The sequence below is a fragment of the Labrenzia sp. VG12 genome, from assembly GCF_002237595.1.
Taxonomy (GTDB): Bacteria; Pseudomonadota; Alphaproteobacteria; order Rhizobiales; family Stappiaceae; genus Roseibium.
Map to the genome: position 1 here is coordinate 3553701 of NZ_CP022529.1, position 19093 is coordinate 3572793.

Here is a 19093-nt window from a genome sequence, read left to right on the forward strand (position 1 = left end):
AGGGCGTGGTTTGCAACGCGGCAAAACACAGCAGCAATGGCAAAAGGCGGTGCATGGACTTCCGGAACCAGTCGACGTCGTAGTCCCACCAAACTGAACAAGCTTGGTTAATGCTTCGTTTCTTTTTTGCAAATTGGCAGTTACATGGTGTTACATAAAGTCAGGCATTCTAATCGATTTAATCGATCACGGGTTCTTGATCCCGTTGAGCGTCTGGCCTAGAGCTGATCCATCAAAAACAAAAAAGTTTTAAGATCATGGCAATCTTCCAGTCCGACCTCGCTTCCGAAGAAGAGTTCGACATGACTTCCCAATCGCTCGTGTCTGCCGAACGCACCCTTGAAACGGAGATTGCTGGCCTGAGTGCAGTGCGCACAGCGTTGAAAAACGGCCTTGCAACGCCATTTCAACAGACCTGTGAGCTGATCCAGAACAGCACGGGCCGCGTGATTGTGACCGGCATCGGCAAAAGCGGACACATCGGCACCAAGATTGCCGCGAGCCTAGCGTCCACGGGCACGCCCTCCTTCTTTGTTCACGCCAGCGAAGCCAGCCATGGCGATCTTGGCATGATCACGGAAGACGACGTGGTCCTGGCCCTCTCCTGGTCCGGTGAAACCCAGGAACTGGCCGGAATTGTCAGCTACACGCGTCGCTTCAAGGTCCCGCTCGTCGCCATCACGTCACGCGAGGACAGCACCCTCGGCCGTGCGTCGGACATCGTCATGAAACTGCCGAGCGTCACGGAAGCCTGTCCGCATGGACTGGCGCCGACAACATCGGCATTGATTCAGCTCGCGATCGGCGACGCTCTGGCCGTCGCCCTCCTGGAAAGCCGCAGCTTTACCGCACAGGACTTCCGTATTTTCCATCCGGGCGGCCGGTTGGGTGCCAGCCTGAAGGTTGCCAAGGACATCATGCATTCCGGTGACCGCATGCCGCTTGTCTCGGCCAGCACGCCGATGAGCGAGGGCATCGTGCTGATGACCCAGCGAGGCTTCGGCGTTCTTGGCGTCACGGACGAATTGCGCCAACTGACAGGCATCATCACGGATGGTGACTTGCGGCGGCACGTTTCTTCCAATCTCCTGGAGAAGACGGCTGGCGAGATCATGACCCAATCGCCCAAGACCGTTTCCACCGACACCTTGTCCGCTTCGATCCTGGAACTGGTCAACAGCCTGTCGATCACCTCGGTGTTTGTCGTTGAAGACGGACGCCCCGTTGGCATCGTGCATCTGCACGACCTGCTGCGGATCGGCGCCGCCTGAAAACGCGGACAACACGATCACAATCACGTCACGCCGGCGGAAATTCGTTACGATCCGGTGCTGAAATCCTTCGGCATTAGGATTTGATTAGCCATAAGCCTCTTACACTGCCCCAAAGTTTACTTGGCTCGACAGCCACAGACCTTGGTGTGTGTACAGAATGGATCTGGCGACATTAATCGGAATTGTCGGCGCATTTGGCGTGGTCGTTACCGCCGTGTTTCTCGGCGGCAGCTTCACGCAGTTCGTTGACATTCCCTCGATTCTGATCGTGTTCGGCGGCGGCCTGGCCGCCACGCTGATCCGTTTTCAACTGTCCGACATCGCCGCCGCTTTCGTTACGGGCTTCAAGGTGGCCCTGGCCGGCAAGAACGCCAGCCCGCGCGACCTGATCAACGAGATCACCAATCTGGGTGAGATCGTGCGCAAGTCCGGCCCGCTGGGCCTGGAAAATGTCGACGTCTCCGACCCGATCCTGGCCAAGGGTGTTCAGTATATCGCGGACGGCTACGAGCTTGAATTCATCAAGGAATCGATGGAACGCGAGCGCGACTTGCAATTGTCGCGCCTGTCTGAAGGGCGACGCGTCTTCAAGGCGCTCGGCGATTCGGCTCCGGCCTTCGGCATGATCGGGACGCTGGTCGGCCTGGTGCAGATGCTGGCCAACATGGATGATCCCGCCGCTATCGGCCCCTCCATGGCGGTTGCCCTGCTGACGACCCTCTATGGCGCACTTGTATCCAACATCCTGTGTCTGCCGCTGGTGGACAAGCTTGATGCAAAATTCGATGTCGACGAACTCAACCAGACGCTGATTATCGACGGCATCTGCCAGATTCGCGAATCCAAGAGCCCGGCTCTCATCAAGGAAATGCTGGTTGCCTACCTGCCTGAGAAGGCACGTGCTGAACTGGAAGAAGCGGCGTAACAGCCAACGAACTGGACCAGAGTATGGCTAAAAAGAAACAACAAGGCGGTGGAGGCGCACCCGACTGGCTGGTGACGTTTGCCGACCTGATGTCGCTGCTGGTGTGTTTCTTCGTTCTGATCATTTCCTTTTCCATCCAGGACAAGGAAAAGCTCCAGGTCGTTGCAGGCTCCATGCGCGAAGCCTTCGGCGTCAAGGACACCTCCCGCAAGACCGGCATCATCGAGGTCGAGGGCATTCCGATTCGCGACTACATGAAGGACATCAGCCAGGTCGAACAGGAGATGGATTCCGACTTTTCCCAGGAGCGCCACGAAAAGCGGCGCAAGCAGGGACCGGAGGCCAATACCCACGACACGCTTGAGGCCGATATCGAAAAGCCGCGCCAGTTCGCAACCGCCGCAGCATCCCTCCGCCAAGCCTGGCAGGAAATGCCCGAAATCACCGAGATTTCAAGCAACATCATTCTGGAGGAGACAGAAGACGGTCTCAACATCATGCTGGTCGACCAGGATGGCCGCTCGATGTTCCGGGAAGGGTCAAAATATCCTTATGAGACCACGCGCCGTCTGATAGCCAAGATGGCTCCGGTGCTGGCGCAAATGCCGAACCGTGTTGAAATCACCGGCCACACGACGGCTGGTCAGCTGTCCGCCAATCCGGACTACACCGGCTGGGACCTGTCCAGCGAAAGGGCAAACATCGCCCGGCAGATTCTGGCTGAATATGGCGTGCCGGGCGACCAGTTCTATGCCGTGGTCGGCAAGGCGGACACGGAACCGCTCTTCCCGAACGACCCGTATCTTGCGGCCAACCGGCGCGTCGGCATTCTGCTGAAGGCGGAAGAACCACCGCTGCCGCTCGGCCACAAACCCTAATCTGTCAGGAAGGCGTTAGGCCGCCCTCACTCGGCCCGCGAAACGACCAGCCGGGCGCCGTCGATCGCGTCCACTTTCACCTTCGTGCCTGCCGGCAGGTCCGGGCCGGTGATCCGCCAGATCGTGTCGTCGATGGAAAGGTTCCCGGCGCCTTCGTTCAAGGGGGCAGCCAGAGTGAACTCGCGACCGATATAGCGGCTGCCGCGCTGATTGAGCCCCGGATCACCCTTTTCAGAAGCGAGACGCTGCATCATTCTCCGGCCGACAAGCAAGCTTGCAAGCGAGAGCACGAGAAACAGCGCAACATCAATCTGCCAGGCAAAATCGAAGACCAGCGACACGACACCGACCACCAGGGCCGACAGACCGAACCACAGGAAAATCGTGCCCGGCGCCAGGATCTCCAGGCCCAGCAGGATCAGTCCAAGGACAAACCAGCTCCAGGGGCCAAGCGCTTCGATGGTGCTTTCAATCAGGCTCACCGCTCGGGACCTCCCTCATTTGCCCCGGTATTGGGGATGCGGGACGACGTCCGGCTGCCGCCCTTGTCGTCGCTGAAGGCTTCCTTGGCGATCTCGCCGATACCACTCAGAGCCCCCAGGAGCGACGTGGCTTCCATGGGAAGGATAAGGGTCTTCTGGTTGCGCGAGGTGGCCAGTTCCTTGAAGGCCTCGACATATTTGTTGGCAACGAAGTAGTTGATCGCCTGGACGTCGCCCGATGCAATTGCGGAACTCACCATCTGGGTCGCCTTGGCTTCTGCCTCTGCTTCACGCTCGCGGGCCTCGGCGTCACGGAACGCCGATTCGCGCCGGCCTTCGGCTTCCAGGATCAAAGACTGTTTCTCGCCTTCGGCCTTCAGGATTTCCGACTGCCGCTTGCCTTCCGCTTCCAGGATGGAGGCACGCTTATCGCGTTCTGCCTTCATCTGGCGCGCCATGGCATCGACCAGATCCCGCGGAGGATTGATGTCCTTGATCTCGATACGGGTGATCTTCACGCCCCAGGGCTCTGCCGCGGCATCAACAACCCGCAGGATCTTGGCGTTGATCTCGTCACGGTTGGACAAAAGCGCATCCAGATCCATGGACCCCATGACGGAGCGGATGTTGGTCATGGTCAGGTTTAGGATCGCGTTTTGCAGACCCAGCACCTCATAGGCCGCCCGGGATGCTTCCAGCACCTGATAGAAGGTGACACCATCGGCACTGACGGTGGCATTGTCCCGCGTGATGACTTCCTGGGTCGGCACGTCAAGCACCTGTTCCATCATGTTCAGCTTGTGGCCGACGCGGTCGATGAACGGGATGATGAAATTCAGGCCCGGTGTCAGGGTCTTGCGGTACCGGCCAAAGCGCTCGATTGTGTAGTTGAAGCCTTGGGGAACCGTCTTCACCCCGGCGAAAAAAATCAGAATGACCAGCACAACAAGGCCGATCAGGACAATATCCAATCCCGCGATAGGCATGAACGTCTCCCCTAAATCTATAGAATAGTGCGGCCACTATGCTCCGAATTGCGACCTTCTTCCAGCGCAATTGGACCGCAGTGTAAATGACCGCGCAAATAGCTAGCCGGCATCTGTGACCAGATGCAGACACGTTTCAAACACAACACCAACTATATGGGGATTACTGTCAGAATTTACGAGCTTTGCCGAAAGGGCGGCTGTCAGATCCAGCCGCCAAGTTCCCGACGCACAACATGGGCGATGACATCCATGCCGAGGTCGCTGTCATTCAGACAGGGAATGTGGCTGAAGTTCTCACCACCGTTTTCCTCGAAGATCTCGCCGACTTCGCCGGCAATCTCTTCCAGCGTTTCCAGGCAGTCCGACACGAAACCCGGGTTCATCACGGCGACATTCCTGACGCCATCCTTTGCCAGCTGCTCCACGGTCTTGTCGGTGTAGGGCTGCAGCCATTCTTCCGGACCGAACCGTGACTGGAACGTGACCCGCAGCTTGTCCTTGCTCCAACCGAGCACGTCGCGCATCAGGCGCGTCGTTTTCATGCAGTGGCAGTGATAGGGGTCGCCGCGCTTGAAATAGGACTGCGGAATGCCGTGATAGGAAGTCAGCACCACATCCGGTTCGAAATCCAGCGTCTCCAGATGCTGCTCGACGGATTTCGCCAGGGCAGTCACATAGACCGGGTCGTCATGATAGGGCGGCACGGTGCGGATCGCCGGCTGCCAGCGCATCTTCAGAAGGGTCTTGCAGACAACGTCGTTCACGGTCGCCGTGGTTGTTGCCGAATATTGCGGGTAGAGCGGGAAGACCAGGATCCGGTCGCAGCCCTCGTCCTTCAGGGCCTGAAGCTTGTCCGGGATGGACGGCTGGCCGTAGCGCATCGCCCAGTCAACGGTCAGCCGGCCGTCACTGTCGCCAAGCATGTCAGCGAGTTTGTCTGACTGGCTGCGCGTAATCGTCCGGAGCGGCGACTCGTTCTTGTCGTGATTCCAGATCTCGTCATAGGCCTTGCCGGATTTGCCCGGGCGGGTCATCAGCACAATGCCGTAAAGGATCGGGTACCAGATCGCCCGCGGCCACTCGATCACCCGCTTGTCGGACAGGAACTCGCGCAGATAGCGGCGCATCGGCCAGTAGTCCGTCGCATCCGGCGTTCCCAGATTGACCAGGAGAACGCCCACCTTTCCGGTCTTTACGGACGGGTGATCGGAGGGCAGTTCGATCTTTCTGAACTCGGTTTCCTGGTCGGCTGTCAGGGGGGCGGACGGTTGCACGGTCATTTGCTGGATCATTCCCACGAATTACGGTCTGCCGTCTTACATAGGCCATAGGCTCTCACAGGCCAATGCGGCATTTGTCATACGCACCCCAACGGCGCCGGATCATGACGAAAGCCATCGATGCCAAACAAAAAACCTCTCCTCGAGGCGCGGGTCCGCACGCGCCTCAGGGAGAGGTTGAACAATGGCAGCGTCTCACCCCGGAGAGAAAAGACCAAAGACCGGGATGTAGCTCAGCCGTAGTCCCGCTCGTCGGCGATCACCTTGCCGTCATTCGGCAGATTGCCCGGAGCCACAAGCAGAACGTCGCCCTTCAGGCGCGTGACTTCGCGCAGCGTTTCCGCGACCCGGTCCGACAGGCCATTGCCCATGGCCTCGGTCTCAACGGTAAGCGTCATCGCATCCGCCTCCCCGTCCCGGACAACGGCGAGGCGCGCCTTGTTGACCTCTGGATGCGCCGCGACAATCTGGGCGATCTGGGCGGGGTCGACAAACATGCCCTTGACCTTGGTGCGCTGGTCCGCCCGGCCCATCCAGCCGGCAAGCCGCATGTTGGTGCGTCCGCAGGGCGACTGCCCGGGCACGATCTTGGACAGGTCTCCCGTGGCAAAGCGGATCAGCGGATAAAGGCTGTTGAAATTGGTGACCACCAGCTCCCCGACCTCGCCCTCGGCCACCGGTTCACCGGTTCCCGGCCGGACGATCTCGACAATGTAGTCCTCGTTGACGACCATGCCCTCCCGCGCCTCGGTTTCATAGGCAATGACACCCAGATCCGCCGTCGCGTAACATTGGCCAACCGTGATGCCCTGGTCTTCGTATTCCTGCCGCAGCGACGGAAAAAGAGCGCCGCCGGAAACAAGGGCTGTCTTGATGGAGGAAACATCCTTCCCCTGTTCCCGGCCGCGGTCCAGGAGGACCTTCAGGTAGTCCGGCGTGCCGACAAAACCGGTCGGCTTGAGCACTTCAATCGCCTCAACCTGCGTGTCGGTATTGCCGACCCCAGCCGGGAAGACGGTGCAGCCGAGTGCGATCGCACCCTGGTCGAGAATGAAACCACCGGGCGTCAGATGGTACGAGAACGCGTTCAGCACCACATCGCCCTTGCGGAAACCGGCCGCAAAGAGACTGCGCGCTCCGTTCCAGGGGTCAAGGCCCGGCGCCTGCGGTTCCCAGATCGGTCCCGGCGACATGAACACCCTTGCCGCTCCGGACAGCTCGCCGGCGAGAAAGCCGCCAAAGGGCGGGTTTGCCTTTTGTTTGTCCAGAAGGTCGGCTTTCCGCAAGACCGGCAAAGCGGCCAGCGTTTCGCGGCTGGTCACCGCGGTCAGGTCCTGGCCGTCGAGATGGTCCGCCCAGCCCGGTGCCTTGGAGGTGGCATGCGCAAGCAGCTCGGGCAACTTGGCAAAGAGATCCTGTTCGCGCTGAGCGGGATCCTGCCGCTCGCGCGCGTCAAACTGAGTATCGCTCATGGTCGTCTCCGCTTGTTTCAGCCTCGGGTTCCGATCCCGTCAGGCCAGCCAGCGCTTCCTTCGTTTGTAGTGTTTGACGTTCCGGAACGACCGGCGGCCTTCGCCACCTACGCCCAGGTAGAATTCCTTCACATCCTCGTTTTCACGCAGCGCCTTGGCGTCGCCATCGAGCACGATGCGCCCGGATTCCAGGATGTAGCCATAGGTGGCGTATTTCAGCGCCACGTTGGTGTTCTGCTCCGCCAGGAGGAAGGACACGCCCTCATTCTGGTTGAGCTTGCGCACGATTTCGAAAATCTCTTCCACCAGCTGCGGTGCAAGACCCATGCTGGGTTCGTCCAGAAGGATCATCTTGGGCCGGCTCATCAGGGCGCGTCCGATCGCGCACATCTGCTGTTCACCACCCGACGTATAGCCCGCCTGGCTGTTACGCCGCTCGCGCAGGCGCGGAAAATAGGTATAGACCATCTCCAGGTCCGCCTTGATCGCGGCATGCCCGTCCTTGCGGGTATAGGCCCCGGTCAGCAGGTTCTCCTCGATCGACAGGTGCCCGAAACAGTGCCGGCCTTCCATCACCTGGATGCAGCCGCGGCGCACCAGATCGTTCGGCGACAGGGCCTGGACCTCTTCATCGTCAAACAGGATCTTGCCCTTGGTCACTTCCCCGCGCTCGGCGCCGAGAAGGTTGGACACTGCCTTCAGCGTGGTCGTCTTGCCGGCGCCATTGGCACCAAGCAGGGCGACGATACCGCCCTTGGGCACCGTCAAGGACACGCCCTTCAGCACCAGGATCACGTGGTCGTAGATGACCTCGATATTGTTGACCGACAGGATCGTCTCCGCCGTATCCGCGGCGTTGTCCGATCCGGGCTGTTCTACATCCAAAAGTGCCATTCCCTACTCTCCTTGGAAGCTCCGCCGTGCATGAGGCACGGCGGAGCGGACTGCCTTCTTAGTTCGGGCAGGGTTCGGTGCGTGCCGGCCACGGCGCGTTCTTTTCAGCGTATTCAGCTGCGGCCTTTTCCAGCATCGGGCGGACCAGGTCGGTCATCGGCTCGATCCAGCCGGACGCCTGACGCCACTGTTTGCCGTCCCACTCCTGGATGAACACCGGATGGCTGCCGGCATGGTCTTCACAGGTGACCTTCATCGGGTGGGCAAAGCCTTTCAGACCGAGTTCGGCCAGACGGGCCTCATCCAGATCGAGGGCTTCCAGGCCCATGCGCATGTCCTCACCGGTGATGACCTTCTTGCCGGTCAGCTCCTGAGCAGTGCGGATGCCTTCTGCGATGATCACGGAGTTCAAAACGCCGCGATTGTAGAGCGTGCCGCCAATGGTCTCCGCATCGGTCGAGCTGAGGCCTGCGTCAACGACATGTTTCTTGATGTCGTCGAGCGCCGGGAAGTCGGAACCGACACCGGAGAAGTTCATGGCCTTGTAGCCCTTGGCACCTTCGCCGCCGGCGGCTGCATCATCATCGCCTGCGGACCACCAGACGCCGATGAACTTGTCCATCGGGAAGCGGATCTTGACGGCTTCCTTGATGGCGGTCGGGTTCATCGCGCCCCAGCCCCACATGACCATGTAATCCGGGCGGTCACGGCGCACGTTCAGCCACTGTGAGGACTGGTTCTGCATTTCCTTGACGCCAACCGGGTACTGCAGCAGTTCAAAGCCGTATTTCTCGGCCAGCTGCTCCAGCAGCGGGATCGGCTCGCGGCCATAGCCGGCATCCAGGAAGATGTAGCCGATTTTCTTGCCGCTCAGCTTGTCGAGGCCGCCTTCCTGCTCACCAATATACTTGATGACCACGGATGCACCGTCCCAGTAGGTGTCCGGCACGTTGAAGACCCACGGAAAGACCGAGCCATCGGCCGCGGCGGACAGGCCGTAGCCCATCGACAGGACCGGGATCTTGTCAACGCCGGCTTTCGGGATCAGCTGCAGCGTGATGCCGGTGGAATACGGGTTATAGACCAGCGCGCCCTTGCCCTTGGTGGCTTCGTAGCACTCGACGCCTTTCTGGGCGTTGTAGCCGGTTTCACACTCTTCCAGTTCCAGCTTGACGCCACCGATGCCGCCGTCGCGCTCGTTGAGCATTTTCAGGTAATCATGCATGCCGTTGGCAATGTGGATGCCGGAGGCTGCGAACGGTCCGGTGCGGTAGGTCAGCAGCGGCACGTAGTTGCTGTCTTCTGCCTGGACCGGCGTTGTCATGGCGCCGGACAGGCCGACACCGACGGCAACGGCGGTTCCCAGCGCAAGTTGCTTGATGCTTTTCATGTTTCTCCTCCCATGCGGCCACGGACCACCCGAAACCGCCGGACCAGTTACGCCATTCCTCACCGGACAGGTCCAAATCCGGATGGCGGCGAAAAGGCTGGCAGCCCCCTAGTAGGGGAACGGCCAGACCCTGAGCTTCTGTTTCCCGATCTGCCAGAGCCGGGCAAAGCCGTGCGGCTCCACGATCAGGAAGAAGATGATGAGCGCACCGACAATCATGAACGTGACATGCTCGACGGTTTCTGCCGCGATATCGAAGCCGAGCATGCCCGGAATGAACTTCAGGAACACCGGCAGGATCCAGATGAAGGCCGCGCCCATGAAGGCTCCGGCAAGACTGCCGAGACCGCCCAGGATCACCATGAACAGGATCTGGAACGACAGCGCGATCGAATAGGACGACGGCTCCGCCGCGTTCAGCCAGAAGAACACCATCATCGCACCGGCAACACCGCAGATATAGGACGATACGGCAAAGGCCATCAGCTTGGTCTGCAGCGGGCGAATGCCCATCAGCTCCGCGGCAATGTCCATGTCGCGGATCATCATCCACGACCGGCCGATCCGTCCGCGCAGCACGTTGGCGATCAGGAAGGCGATGCCGACCGTGATGCACAGGACGATGAAGTAGCGCACGATCGGTGTGGCTTCCGCGCCCGAGACGACAACACCAAACGCTTCACGATGCGGTACTTCGATCGCGCCCGACGCGTTGTTGTTGTAGAGCCACGGAATACGGATGAAACACCATTCCAGGAAGAACTGGGCCGCCAGTGTGGTCACTGCCAGGTAGAGCCCCTTGATGCGCAGGCTCGGCAGGCCGAACACCGCACCGATGGCAGCAGAGAACACGCCCGACAGCAGCACCATCAGGATGACGTTGGCATCCGGAAAGATGGTGGTGAGCTTGTAGGCCGCATAGGCTCCCACCCCCATGAACGCCCCGGTCCCGAGAGAGAGCTGTCCGCAGAAACCGGTCAGGATGTTCAGGCCGATCGCGGCCAGCGCGAACACCAGGAACGGGATCATGATCGAGGTCAGGAAGAAGTCATTGGCAAGGAGCGGAATGACGACGAATGCGACAGCAAGGATGACGGCCAGACCGAGCCGGTCCTGGAGGATCGGCATAAGCGCCTGATCCGCCTTGTAGCTTGTCTTGAATTGGCCAGCTTCGCGATAGAACATGTGCTTGAGCCTCTCCCTTAAATCCGCTCGATGATGCGTTCGCCGAAGAGACCTTGCGGCCGGAACAGTAGGAAAATCAGGGCAATGATGTAGGCCAGCCACGATTCAATGCCGCCGCCGACAAGACCGCCCCAGTAGAGCTCGCCGATTTTTTCGCCAAAGCCGATGATCAGCCCGCCGACAATCGCCCCTGGAATGGAGGTGAAGCCACCGAGGATCAGCACCGGCAAGGCCTTGAAGGCTACGATTTCCAGCGCGAAGGAGACGTCGGAGCGCGCGCCCCACATGATGCCGGTTGCCAGCGCCACCAGACCGGCCGCGAACCAGACAATCGCCCAGATCTGGTTGAGGGAGATACCGACGGACAGGGCCGCCTGGTGGTCATCCGCCACCGCCCGCAGGGCCCGGCCGATCCGTGTCTTGTTGAAGAAGATGCCAAGCGCCGCCACCATGATCACCGCAATCACGGCCGCCGCAATGTCGATATGCTGCAGGATCACCAGACCGCGGTCACCGAATTCGAAAGCGGTCGAACCTGTCGGCAGGCCGAGTTCTTCCGTGATCATCTGTTTCGGCTCGCCGCCAAAGACGAATTCGCCGAAGCCGATCAGGAAGTAGGTCAGGCCGATGGTGGCCATCAGGAGGATGATGTCAGGCTGGTTGACCAGCGGCCGCATCACGACCCGTTCCACGCCATAGGCGAGAATGCCCATGGCGCCGATGGTCAGGGCCAATGCGATATAGGCGGGCACCCCGTTTTCATGGAGCCCGACCAGGGTCAGGCCGGCAAACACCACCATGATGCCCTGGGCGAAGTTGAAGACACCCGATGCCTTGAAAATCAGCACGAAGCCGAGCGCGATCAGGGCATAGAGAATTCCGGCGACAAAGCCTTCCCACAGAACCTGCAGGAAGAAATCCGGCATGGAATACATCTGCACGAAGGGGTCGATGAAAATGTCGTAGAGCATGGTCCGTTCGTCCCCCTAGTGGCTCACGCCGAGATATGCGTCGATCACGTTCTGATTGGCCTGCACCTCTTCCGGCGGGCCATCCGCGATCTTCTTGCCGTAGTCGAGCACGACCACGCGGTCGGAAAGATCCATGACGACACCCATGTCATGTTCAATGAGGGCGATCGTCGTGCCGAACTCCTGGTTCACGTCCAGGATGAACCGGCTCATGTCTTCCTTTTCTTCCAGGTTCATGCCGGCCATCGGCTCGTCGAGCAGAAGCAGATCAGGCTCCATCGCAAGCGCGCGGCCAAGCTCGACCCGCTTCTGCAGGCCGTAGGGAAGACGGCCGACCGGCGTCTTGCGGATGGCCTGGATTTCCAGGAAATCGATGATGTCCTCGACCTTGCGCCGATGTTCGATCTCTTCCTGTTCGGCCGGACCGCGCCACAGAAGCTGCCAGAAGAAGTTCCTGTGCATCTTCAGCGACCGGCCCGACATGATGTTGTCGAGCGTCGTCATGCCCTTGAACAGCGCCACGTTCTGGAAGGTCCGGGCAATGCCGTTGCTGGCCGCCTCGTAGGGTTTCATCTTGCGGCGGACCTTGCCCTGCCAGGTGATCGTGCCTTCCTGCGGATGATAAAAGCCGTTGATGACATTCAGCATCGAGGTCTTGCCGGCCCCGTTCGGACCGATGATCGCCCGGATCTCGCCCTTCTGGATATCGAAGGAAATGTCTGTGATCGCCTTCACGCCGCCAAAGGACAGCGAGACATTGTCGACCTGGAGCAGAACCTCACGCTTGGCAGGTTTGGTGGCCGGCTCCGGGGACATCGCGTTTTCCTGTACGATGGCGTTCATTCGGCGGCCTCCTGCATGCCCTTGGCAGCGTCATGAGCGGTCATGTCGCGGATCTCGACAGTGGCCTCGATCGCGCCCTTGCGGCCGTCCTCGAACGTGACCTCCGTGCGCACATGTTTGGACGTCGAGCCGTCGTAAAGCGCCTCGATCAGCGGCGCATAGCGCTCGGCGATGAAACTGCGGCGGACTTTCTGTGTCCGGGTCAGCTCCCCGTCATCGGCGTCCAGTTCCTTGTGCAGGATCAGGAAGCGCTTGATCTGTGCGCCTGCCATCATCGGCTCCTGCGACAGGTCCCGGTTGACCTGGTCCACATGGCTTTCGATCATGCCGTAGACATCCGGATTGGCAGCCAGTTCCTGGTAGGACGCGTAGTTGACGTTGTTGCGCTCCGCCCAGGATCCGACGGCGGTCAGATCGATGTTGATGAACACCGCCACCATGTCCTTCTCGTGACCGAAGGCGACGGCCTCCTTGATGTTCGGGAAGAACTTGAGCTTGTTCTCGATGTATTTAGGCGCAAACAGCGCCCCATCGTTCAGCTTGCCGACATCCTTGGCGCGGTCGATGATCTTCAGGTGGCCGTTTTCGGCAATGATGCCCGCATCCCCGGTATGCACCCAGCCATCCTGCGTCTTTGTACTGGCGGTCGCCTCGTCATTCTTGAAATAGCCGACGAAGACGCCGGGAGAGCGATACATCACCTCGCCGCTGTCGGCGATTTTCAGCTCGACATCCGGAGCGGGCTTTCCGACCGTGTCACCGAAGATCTCGCCGTCCGGCTGCAGGGTGATGTACACGCTGGCTTCGGTCTGACCGTAGAGCTGCTTCAGGTTCAGCCCGAGTGAGCGGTAGAACTGGAAGATTTCCGGACCGATGGCCTCACCGGCCGTGTAGCCGACCTTCATGCGGGTCAGGCCCATCCGGTTTTTCAGCGGTCCATAGACAAAGACCTCGCCAAGCCCGTAGAGCATGCGGTCCTTGAAGGCGACCTCCTCGCCATTCAGGATCTTCTCACCGACCTTGCGCGCAACGCCCATGAAGAAGTCGAACATCTTGCGTTTGGTTTTGCCGGCATCTTCCATGCGCACCATGATCATGGTCAGCATGTTTTCAAAGACCCGGGGCGGTGCAAAGAAGTAGGTCGGCGCGATCTCGCGCCGGTCCACATCGATCGTATCCATGCTTTCCGGACAATTGACGCAATAGCCTGCGGTGAAGGACTGCGCGAGCGAGAAGACGTGGTCGCCGATCCAGGCCATCGGCAGGTAGGCGAGCACTTCCTCGGTCTCGTTCAGATTGTCGAAGACGTTGGCATTCCGGGCCGAAATGACCAGGTTGTCGAAGGACAGCATCACGCCTTTCGGTCGGCCCGTCGTGCCGGACGTATAAAGCATGACGGCAATGTCGGAGCCCTTGCCACCGGAAAAGCCCGAGGCCCAGTCATCGGCTGCCGACGCTGTCTTTTTCAACAAGTCACGGCCGATTTCCTGAACGGAGGCGTAATCATGCAGCTGGGTGTGGTCGTAATCCCTGAGGCCGCGCGCCTCGTCATAGATCACATGCCGCAGCGACGGCACGTCCTCGGACATGGACAGCAGCTTGTCGACCTGCTCCTGGTCTTCAACGACCGCAAAGGTGACTTCGGCATGCCCCAGGACATAGGCCATTTCCTCCGCCACGCTGTCCGCGTAGACCGGCACGGGTACGGCCCCGATCGCCTGGGCGGCGACCATCGACCAGTAGAGCCGTGGCCGGTTCGAGCCGACAATGGCAATCTTGTCTCCAGGCTTCAGCCCCAGAGACTTCAATCCGATGGAAAATGCGCGGAGCTCTTCCAACACCTCGGACCAGGTCCAGCTTTGCCAGATCCCGAAATCCTTTTCCCGGAACGCGGTCCGGTCACCGAAAACCTTCGCGTTTTGCAGAAGGATTTTCGGAAAGGTGTCCTCCCCGCGCGATGACGCGCTGGCCGACCCTACCATGAACTGTTTCTTCCCTTTAGAAGGCGCCCCGGTTGTCCGGGATCGTTCCCTGATGGGTATGAAACTCTCTGCCGCGCCAACCTTCAACCGGTAAATTGTGAAAGGCAGACCGGCAGCGTGTCCCAACCCGTTATCTTCACGCTAGGACCGGGCGTTTGCAGCAATATGTTTCAATCATGTCGAAATGTTTCAATCGCGCTGCGAGTGCGAAATGGCTTTCTCGGCATGCGCGCGCCCGCGACGGAAAACCTGAATGAGAACAGGTCTCTGGCGCCTGGTATTTGGGCCAGAAAAGCCTCTTGACCTCAAGTTAACTTGAGAAGGCATGATCCCGGCCCGTTCAGGATTTGTCGAAATTTGGAGATGGAAATGGATTTGAACCAGGTCACGTTGGAAGCTGCCGACTTTGAAGCGTCGGTGGATTTCTACCAGCGGCTCGGACTGCATCTGATTGTTCTGAGCGAAGGCCGATATGCCCGGTTTGAACTTCCCTCCGGCTCCACGACGCTTTCCCTTCACAAGGCCGAAAACCCGGTTACGCCGGGCGCCGTCTTGTACTTCGAGGTCGACGATGTCGATCTGCACTACCGGCAGCTGGTTGAACAGGGCATCGCGTTTGAGATCCCGCCAACGGAAGAAAGGTGGCGCTGGAAGGAGGCCCGTTTCAGCGACCCGTCAGGCAACAGGCTCTGCCTGTTTCACGCAGGACCCGATCGCAGGTTTCCACCCTGGAGACTGGATCAGACCAAGCCAGGAGAATAACCGGCAGCCGGCTCGTCAGTCTTGGATGGACATACGGTGTCTATCACTTGCGCATTCGGGCTAGAAGCGGTGCCGGACGCCCAGGGTCGGCGTATCTGATCCACAGCGACGGCAGTCGAACAGGCCGTAGACGCTGGACCGGTGATGCATGCGGAAGACCAGTTCGGTATCCGGATGACTGGGCAAGGCGAAGGTAACTTCCGGCGAGAAGTAGTGGAGCAGCTTCCGGTTGGGATCGGGCGCGGCGCTGCGGGCTTCATAGTCCATGCGTTTGATGGTGTAGTTCAGGCCGGTGCTGACGGCGACGCTGGTCCTGATCGTCTCGTTCCAGGGAAAGTTGTGCCAGCGGGCATAGAGCGCGCCCCAGACCTGCGGACCGTTGCTGTCGCCGAACATTGCACCGGCACCGGCTTCCGCCTCGAAGGAAAACAGGGAATTGCGGTAGAACTCATAACCGGCCGCAGCACCGATGAAACCGGTGTCTTCATAGTCACCGCTGAAAAGAAGAACCTGATCCATCGGCTCGGAACTGAGTCGGCCACCAAAAACCATGACATTCCAGTGCCTGGCAATTGGCTGCGGGTCGAGCAGCGTCCTGAGGGACGTCAAAGCGGCCCCTTCTTGCTCCTCGGACGCAAATCCCTTCCCGAGCCCGACAGCAAACAGAAAAAGCAGGAGAGCAGCGGCATGGCGCAGCCGGCACAATGTCGTCGAACATCCTCTCAAACCTGGCATTGCCCGCTGCCTCACCACAAATGCGCCTGACACATGGAGGCCCCTTTGGCCCTCCACCCCTCTGACCGCCGGCCACTCTGAGCGGCATTCGAAAAAGACGAATCCCCCGATAATTCTTGGCAATATGGGACTATCTTACTTAACGTAAATTAAACTTAGCCAATCCTTACCCGGATCAGATGGATAAAATCACCGGTAATTTTGTGCTGTTCGGCAATGCCGGATTTGGATCAGGGAGAGACACGACATCGTGCATTTTGCTCAAAAAATGCACTTGCCGAAAAAGTTTGCAAAACAAATCTTCCCTCACTAACGTGTCATGCTTGTGCATTGCAGGACGGGCGCAGCGTTGAGGCTGCGCTGACGAAAATACAGGAGAGGTTGATGCTCTACAGCAAGATCGTCGCAGCCGCGCTCGTGGCGCTTGGAACGACCGCGGCGGTGGCAAGCGACACGACAGATGTTCCCTTTGCCCTCGATTGGAAATTCGAAGGACCGTCTGCCCCCTATTTTGCCGCCATCGACAATGGTCACTTCGCAGACAAGGGCCTGAATGTCGAAATCACGGCAGGCTCCGGATCGCTCGATGCGATCCCGAAGGTCGCAACCGGTGCGTTTCCGATCGGTTTCGCGGACATCAACAGCCTGATCAAGTTCATCGACCAGAATCCGGGCGCGCCCGTCATTGCCGCCATGATGGTCTATGACAAGCCACCCTTTGCCGTGATCGGCCGCAAGTCCCTGGGTGTCGAAGGTCCGGGCGATCTGGCCGGCAAGGTTCTGGGTGCCCCGCCACCGGACGGAGCCTGGGCGCAGTTTCCGATCTTTGCCGCCGAGAACGGCATCAACATGGACGACATCAAGGTCGAGCCGGTCGGCTTTCCGACCCGTGAACCGATGCTGGCCGAAGGCAACGTGTCGTCGATCACCGGTTTCTCCTTCAGTTCCTATCTGAACCTGGTGCGCCTTGGTGTTCCGGAAGAAGATATCTCCACCATCCTGATGGCCGACCACGGCCTGGACCTTTATGGCAATGCGGTGATCGTGAACACCGAGTTTGCCGAAGCAAACCCGGATGTGGTCAAGGGCTTCCTGGAAGCGGTTGCCATGGGCTGGAAAGACGCGATCGCCGATCCGGAAGCCGTCATCCCGTCGCTTGTGAAGCGCAACCCCGCCGCCGACGCGGCGCTCGAGCAACGCCGGCTTCAGCTGGCAATCGACGCCAATGTCGTCACCGACTACACCAGCGCCAACGGCATGGGCGGCATTGATGCGGACCGCATGGCCAACGCCATCAAGCAGATCGGCACGGTCTACGACTTCCAGAACGCGCCGGATGCCAGCCTCTATTTCACCGACGCCTACCTGCCTGAAGGCGGTTTCTCTCTGAAGTGAGTTTGAAACAAGTTCGGGGCGGAGGCCTGAGCGCCCCCGCTTCCCTCCCGGTCGATCCAAGGATCCAATGACAGCACTGATTGAAATCAAGGACGTCCGCCACGCCTATGCGACAGCGGCCGGACCCTTGCCCGTTCTGGACGGGCTGAATGTTTCCGTAGAGGAAGGCGGTTTCTGCGCCGTGGTCGGCCCGTCCGGCTGCGGAAAATCGACCTTGACCCGGCTGATCGCCGGACTGATGAAACCCGACGAAGGCGAAGTCTGGCTTCACGGTGAACGGGTACGCGGTCCGCGGTCCACCGTCGGCATGGCCTTTCAGAACCCCGTGCTTCTGGAATGGCGCACGATCCTGAAAAACGTGATGCTGCCCCTGGAGATTGTGCCGAACGGCCTGAAGGGAAAGGCGGCCGTCGACCGGGCACGGCATCTCCTGTCTCTCGTCGGCCTTGAAGGCTTTGAAGACAAGCGGCCATCGGAACTCTCCGGCGGCATGCGCCAGCGAGCGTCGCTCTGCCGGGCGCTGGTTCATCAGCCCGAAGTGCTGATCCTCGACGAACCTTTCGGAGCTCTCGATGCCTTCACACGAGAAGACCTCTGGCAGACCATGCATGACCTGAAGGAAAAAGAACCCTTCACCGGCGTGCTGATCACCCACGACCTGCGCGAATCCATTTTTCTGGGTGACCAGGTGGTCGTGTTGTCCGGCCGGCCGGCGCACACGCAATATGTCATGACCATTCCCCGTTCCGAGCGCGCCACTCTGGAAGAACTTTATACGGCGGAGGCAGCGGAACGGCTGGCGATCCTGAGGCACCAGATCGAGATTGCGCAGGGCCGCGCGCCGGAAGAGGAGCCAGCAGCATGACCGGACGCTTCCGCAATGTGATCGTGCCGCTTGTGGCCATGCTTGTCTTCTTGATGCTCTGGGAAGCTCTCGTCTGGCTGAACGGCTGGCCCAACTACAAGATGGCCTCGCCCAGCGATCTCTGGCCTGCCTACACCCGCTACTGGGAGCTGTTCCTGGTGATGGGCTGGCAAACGCTCTGGCGCACGGTGGTTGGCCTGCTTCTGGCCGTGATCGTCGGCACGGCCTTTGGCATGCTCATGGGCTTTTCACGCACCATGCGCGATGCGCTTTACCCGCTCCTGGTCGGCTTCAACGCCATCCCCAAGGCAACGGTGGTGCCAATCGTGGCACTGATGTTTGTCGGCGCCCATGACTTCAACACCATCCTGATCGCCTTCATGATCTCGTTTTTCCCGATCGCCGTCTCGGTCTCGATCGGCCTGTCGACCCTTGAACCGGAATACCGGGATATCCTCAGATCGCTGGGGGCGTCACAGACAACGATCTTCTGGAAAATTGCGCTGCCCAAGACCCTGCCGGAATTCTTCGGAGCCCTGAAGGTCTCGGTAACACTTGCCTTTATCGGCACCAACCTGATGGAGATCGTCAGCCCGCATGGTCGCGGCCTCGGCGCCCTCTTCGACAGCGGCAAAACCAATTCGGATTACCCGCTCATGTTCGCGGTCCTGATCGCGCTCGCCCTGCTCGGCATCGTTCTCTATTACATCGTTGTCGGACTGGAGAAGATCTTCGCGGGCTGGGCGGAACGGGCGCCGCACTAGTCCCAGG

18 protein-coding genes are annotated in these 19093 nt (G+C 59.8%); 7 read left to right on the forward strand and 11 right to left on the reverse strand.

Annotated features, from left to right (window positions below; all coding sequences use genetic code 11):
* Positions 1-257 precede the first annotated feature (257 nt).
* The 3 genes from CHH27_RS16420 (at position 258) to CHH27_RS16430 (ending at position 3077) form a co-directional block, all read left to right on the forward strand.
* Positions 258-1271 (forward strand): SIS domain-containing protein, encoded by a 1014-nt coding sequence (locus CHH27_RS16420; protein ID WP_094072539.1) that lies wholly within the window; start codon positions 258-260, stop codon positions 1269-1271.
* 160 nt (positions 1272-1431) lie between these two features.
* Positions 1432-2199, forward strand: a complete 768-nt coding sequence (locus CHH27_RS16425; RefSeq protein ID WP_094072540.1) for a motility protein A — start codon at positions 1432-1434, stop codon at positions 2197-2199.
* A gap of 23 nt (positions 2200-2222) precedes the next feature.
* Positions 2223-3077, forward strand: a complete 855-nt coding sequence (locus CHH27_RS16430; protein ID WP_094072541.1) for a flagellar motor protein MotB — start codon at positions 2223-2225, stop codon at positions 3075-3077.
* 26 nt (positions 3078-3103) lie between these two features.
* Here CHH27_RS16430 and CHH27_RS16435 read toward each other — a convergent pair whose 3' ends face one another.
* The 10 genes from CHH27_RS16435 to CHH27_RS16480 all read right to left on the reverse strand — a co-directional run bounded on the left by CHH27_RS16435 (position 3104) and on the right by CHH27_RS16480 (position 14565).
* Positions 3104-3559 (reverse strand): NfeD family protein, encoded by a 456-nt coding sequence (locus CHH27_RS16435; RefSeq protein WP_094072542.1) that lies wholly within the window; start codon positions 3557-3559, stop codon positions 3104-3106.
* The gene (locus CHH27_RS16440; protein ID WP_094072543.1) at positions 3556-4545 is read right to left on the reverse strand and encodes an SPFH domain-containing protein; all 990 of its coding nucleotides are present in this window, start codon (positions 4543-4545) and stop codon (positions 3556-3558) included. The genes CHH27_RS16435 and CHH27_RS16440 overlap by 4 nt, the downstream gene beginning before the upstream one ends.
* 203 nt (positions 4546-4748) lie before the next feature.
* The gene (gene hemH, locus CHH27_RS16445) at positions 4749-5828 is read right to left on the reverse strand and encodes a ferrochelatase (protein ID WP_094074812.1); all 1080 of its coding nucleotides are present in this window, start codon (positions 5826-5828) and stop codon (positions 4749-4751) included.
* 233 nt (positions 5829-6061) lie between these two features.
* Complete coding sequence (locus CHH27_RS16450) at positions 6062-7300, reverse strand: phenylacetate--CoA ligase family protein (protein ID WP_094072544.1); 1239 nt, start codon at positions 7298-7300, stop codon at positions 6062-6064.
* A gap of 39 nt (positions 7301-7339) precedes the next feature.
* Positions 7340-8194, reverse strand: coding sequence for an ABC transporter ATP-binding protein (locus CHH27_RS16455; protein WP_094072545.1), 855 nt, complete (start codon positions 8192-8194; stop codon positions 7340-7342).
* A gap of 58 nt (positions 8195-8252) precedes the next feature.
* The gene (locus CHH27_RS16460; protein WP_094072546.1) at positions 8253-9584 is read right to left on the reverse strand and encodes an ABC transporter substrate-binding protein; all 1332 of its coding nucleotides are present in this window, start codon (positions 9582-9584) and stop codon (positions 8253-8255) included.
* Positions 9585-9692: 108 nt separating this feature from the next.
* Positions 9693-10769, reverse strand: coding sequence for a branched-chain amino acid ABC transporter permease (locus tag CHH27_RS16465; RefSeq protein WP_094072547.1), 1077 nt, complete (start codon positions 10767-10769; stop codon positions 9693-9695).
* A 17-nt stretch (positions 10770-10786) separates the two neighbouring features.
* A complete protein-coding gene (locus CHH27_RS16470; protein WP_094072548.1) occupies positions 10787-11740 on the reverse strand; it encodes a branched-chain amino acid ABC transporter permease in 954 nt (317 codons plus the stop codon).
* A gap of 15 nt (positions 11741-11755) precedes the next feature.
* The gene (locus CHH27_RS16475; protein ID WP_094072549.1) at positions 11756-12583 is read right to left on the reverse strand and encodes an ABC transporter ATP-binding protein; all 828 of its coding nucleotides are present in this window, start codon (positions 12581-12583) and stop codon (positions 11756-11758) included.
* Entirely contained in the window at positions 12580-14565 is a 1986-nt protein-coding gene (locus CHH27_RS16480) for a long-chain fatty acid--CoA ligase (RefSeq protein WP_094072550.1), read from the reverse strand. The genes CHH27_RS16475 and CHH27_RS16480 overlap by 4 nt, the downstream gene beginning before the upstream one ends.
* Before the next feature lie 369 nt (positions 14566-14934).
* Between CHH27_RS16480 and CHH27_RS16485 the strand changes: the two genes are divergently transcribed.
* Positions 14935-15327, forward strand: coding sequence for a VOC family protein (locus tag CHH27_RS16485; protein ID WP_157738960.1), 393 nt, complete (start codon positions 14935-14937; stop codon positions 15325-15327).
* 60 nt (positions 15328-15387) lie between these two features.
* On the opposite strand, the gene CHH27_RS16490 is transcribed toward CHH27_RS16485, so the two are convergent.
* Positions 15388-15936 (reverse strand): hypothetical protein, encoded by a 549-nt coding sequence (locus CHH27_RS16490; protein ID WP_157738961.1) that lies wholly within the window; start codon positions 15934-15936, stop codon positions 15388-15390.
* A 510-nt stretch (positions 15937-16446) separates the two neighbouring features.
* Between CHH27_RS16490 and CHH27_RS16495 the strand changes: the two genes are divergently transcribed.
* From CHH27_RS16495 to CHH27_RS16505, 3 genes are all read left to right on the forward strand, one after another.
* The gene (locus CHH27_RS16495; protein ID WP_094074813.1) at positions 16447-17457 is read left to right on the forward strand and encodes an ABC transporter substrate-binding protein; all 1011 of its coding nucleotides are present in this window, start codon (positions 16447-16449) and stop codon (positions 17455-17457) included.
* 67 nt (positions 17458-17524) lie between these two features.
* Entirely contained in the window at positions 17525-18322 is a 798-nt protein-coding gene (locus CHH27_RS16500) for an ABC transporter ATP-binding protein (RefSeq protein ID WP_094072553.1), read from the forward strand.
* Positions 18319-19086, forward strand: a complete 768-nt coding sequence (locus CHH27_RS16505; RefSeq protein ID WP_094072554.1) for an ABC transporter permease — start codon at positions 18319-18321, stop codon at positions 19084-19086. The genes CHH27_RS16500 and CHH27_RS16505 overlap by 4 nt, the downstream gene beginning before the upstream one ends.
* Positions 19087-19093 lie beyond the last annotated feature (7 nt).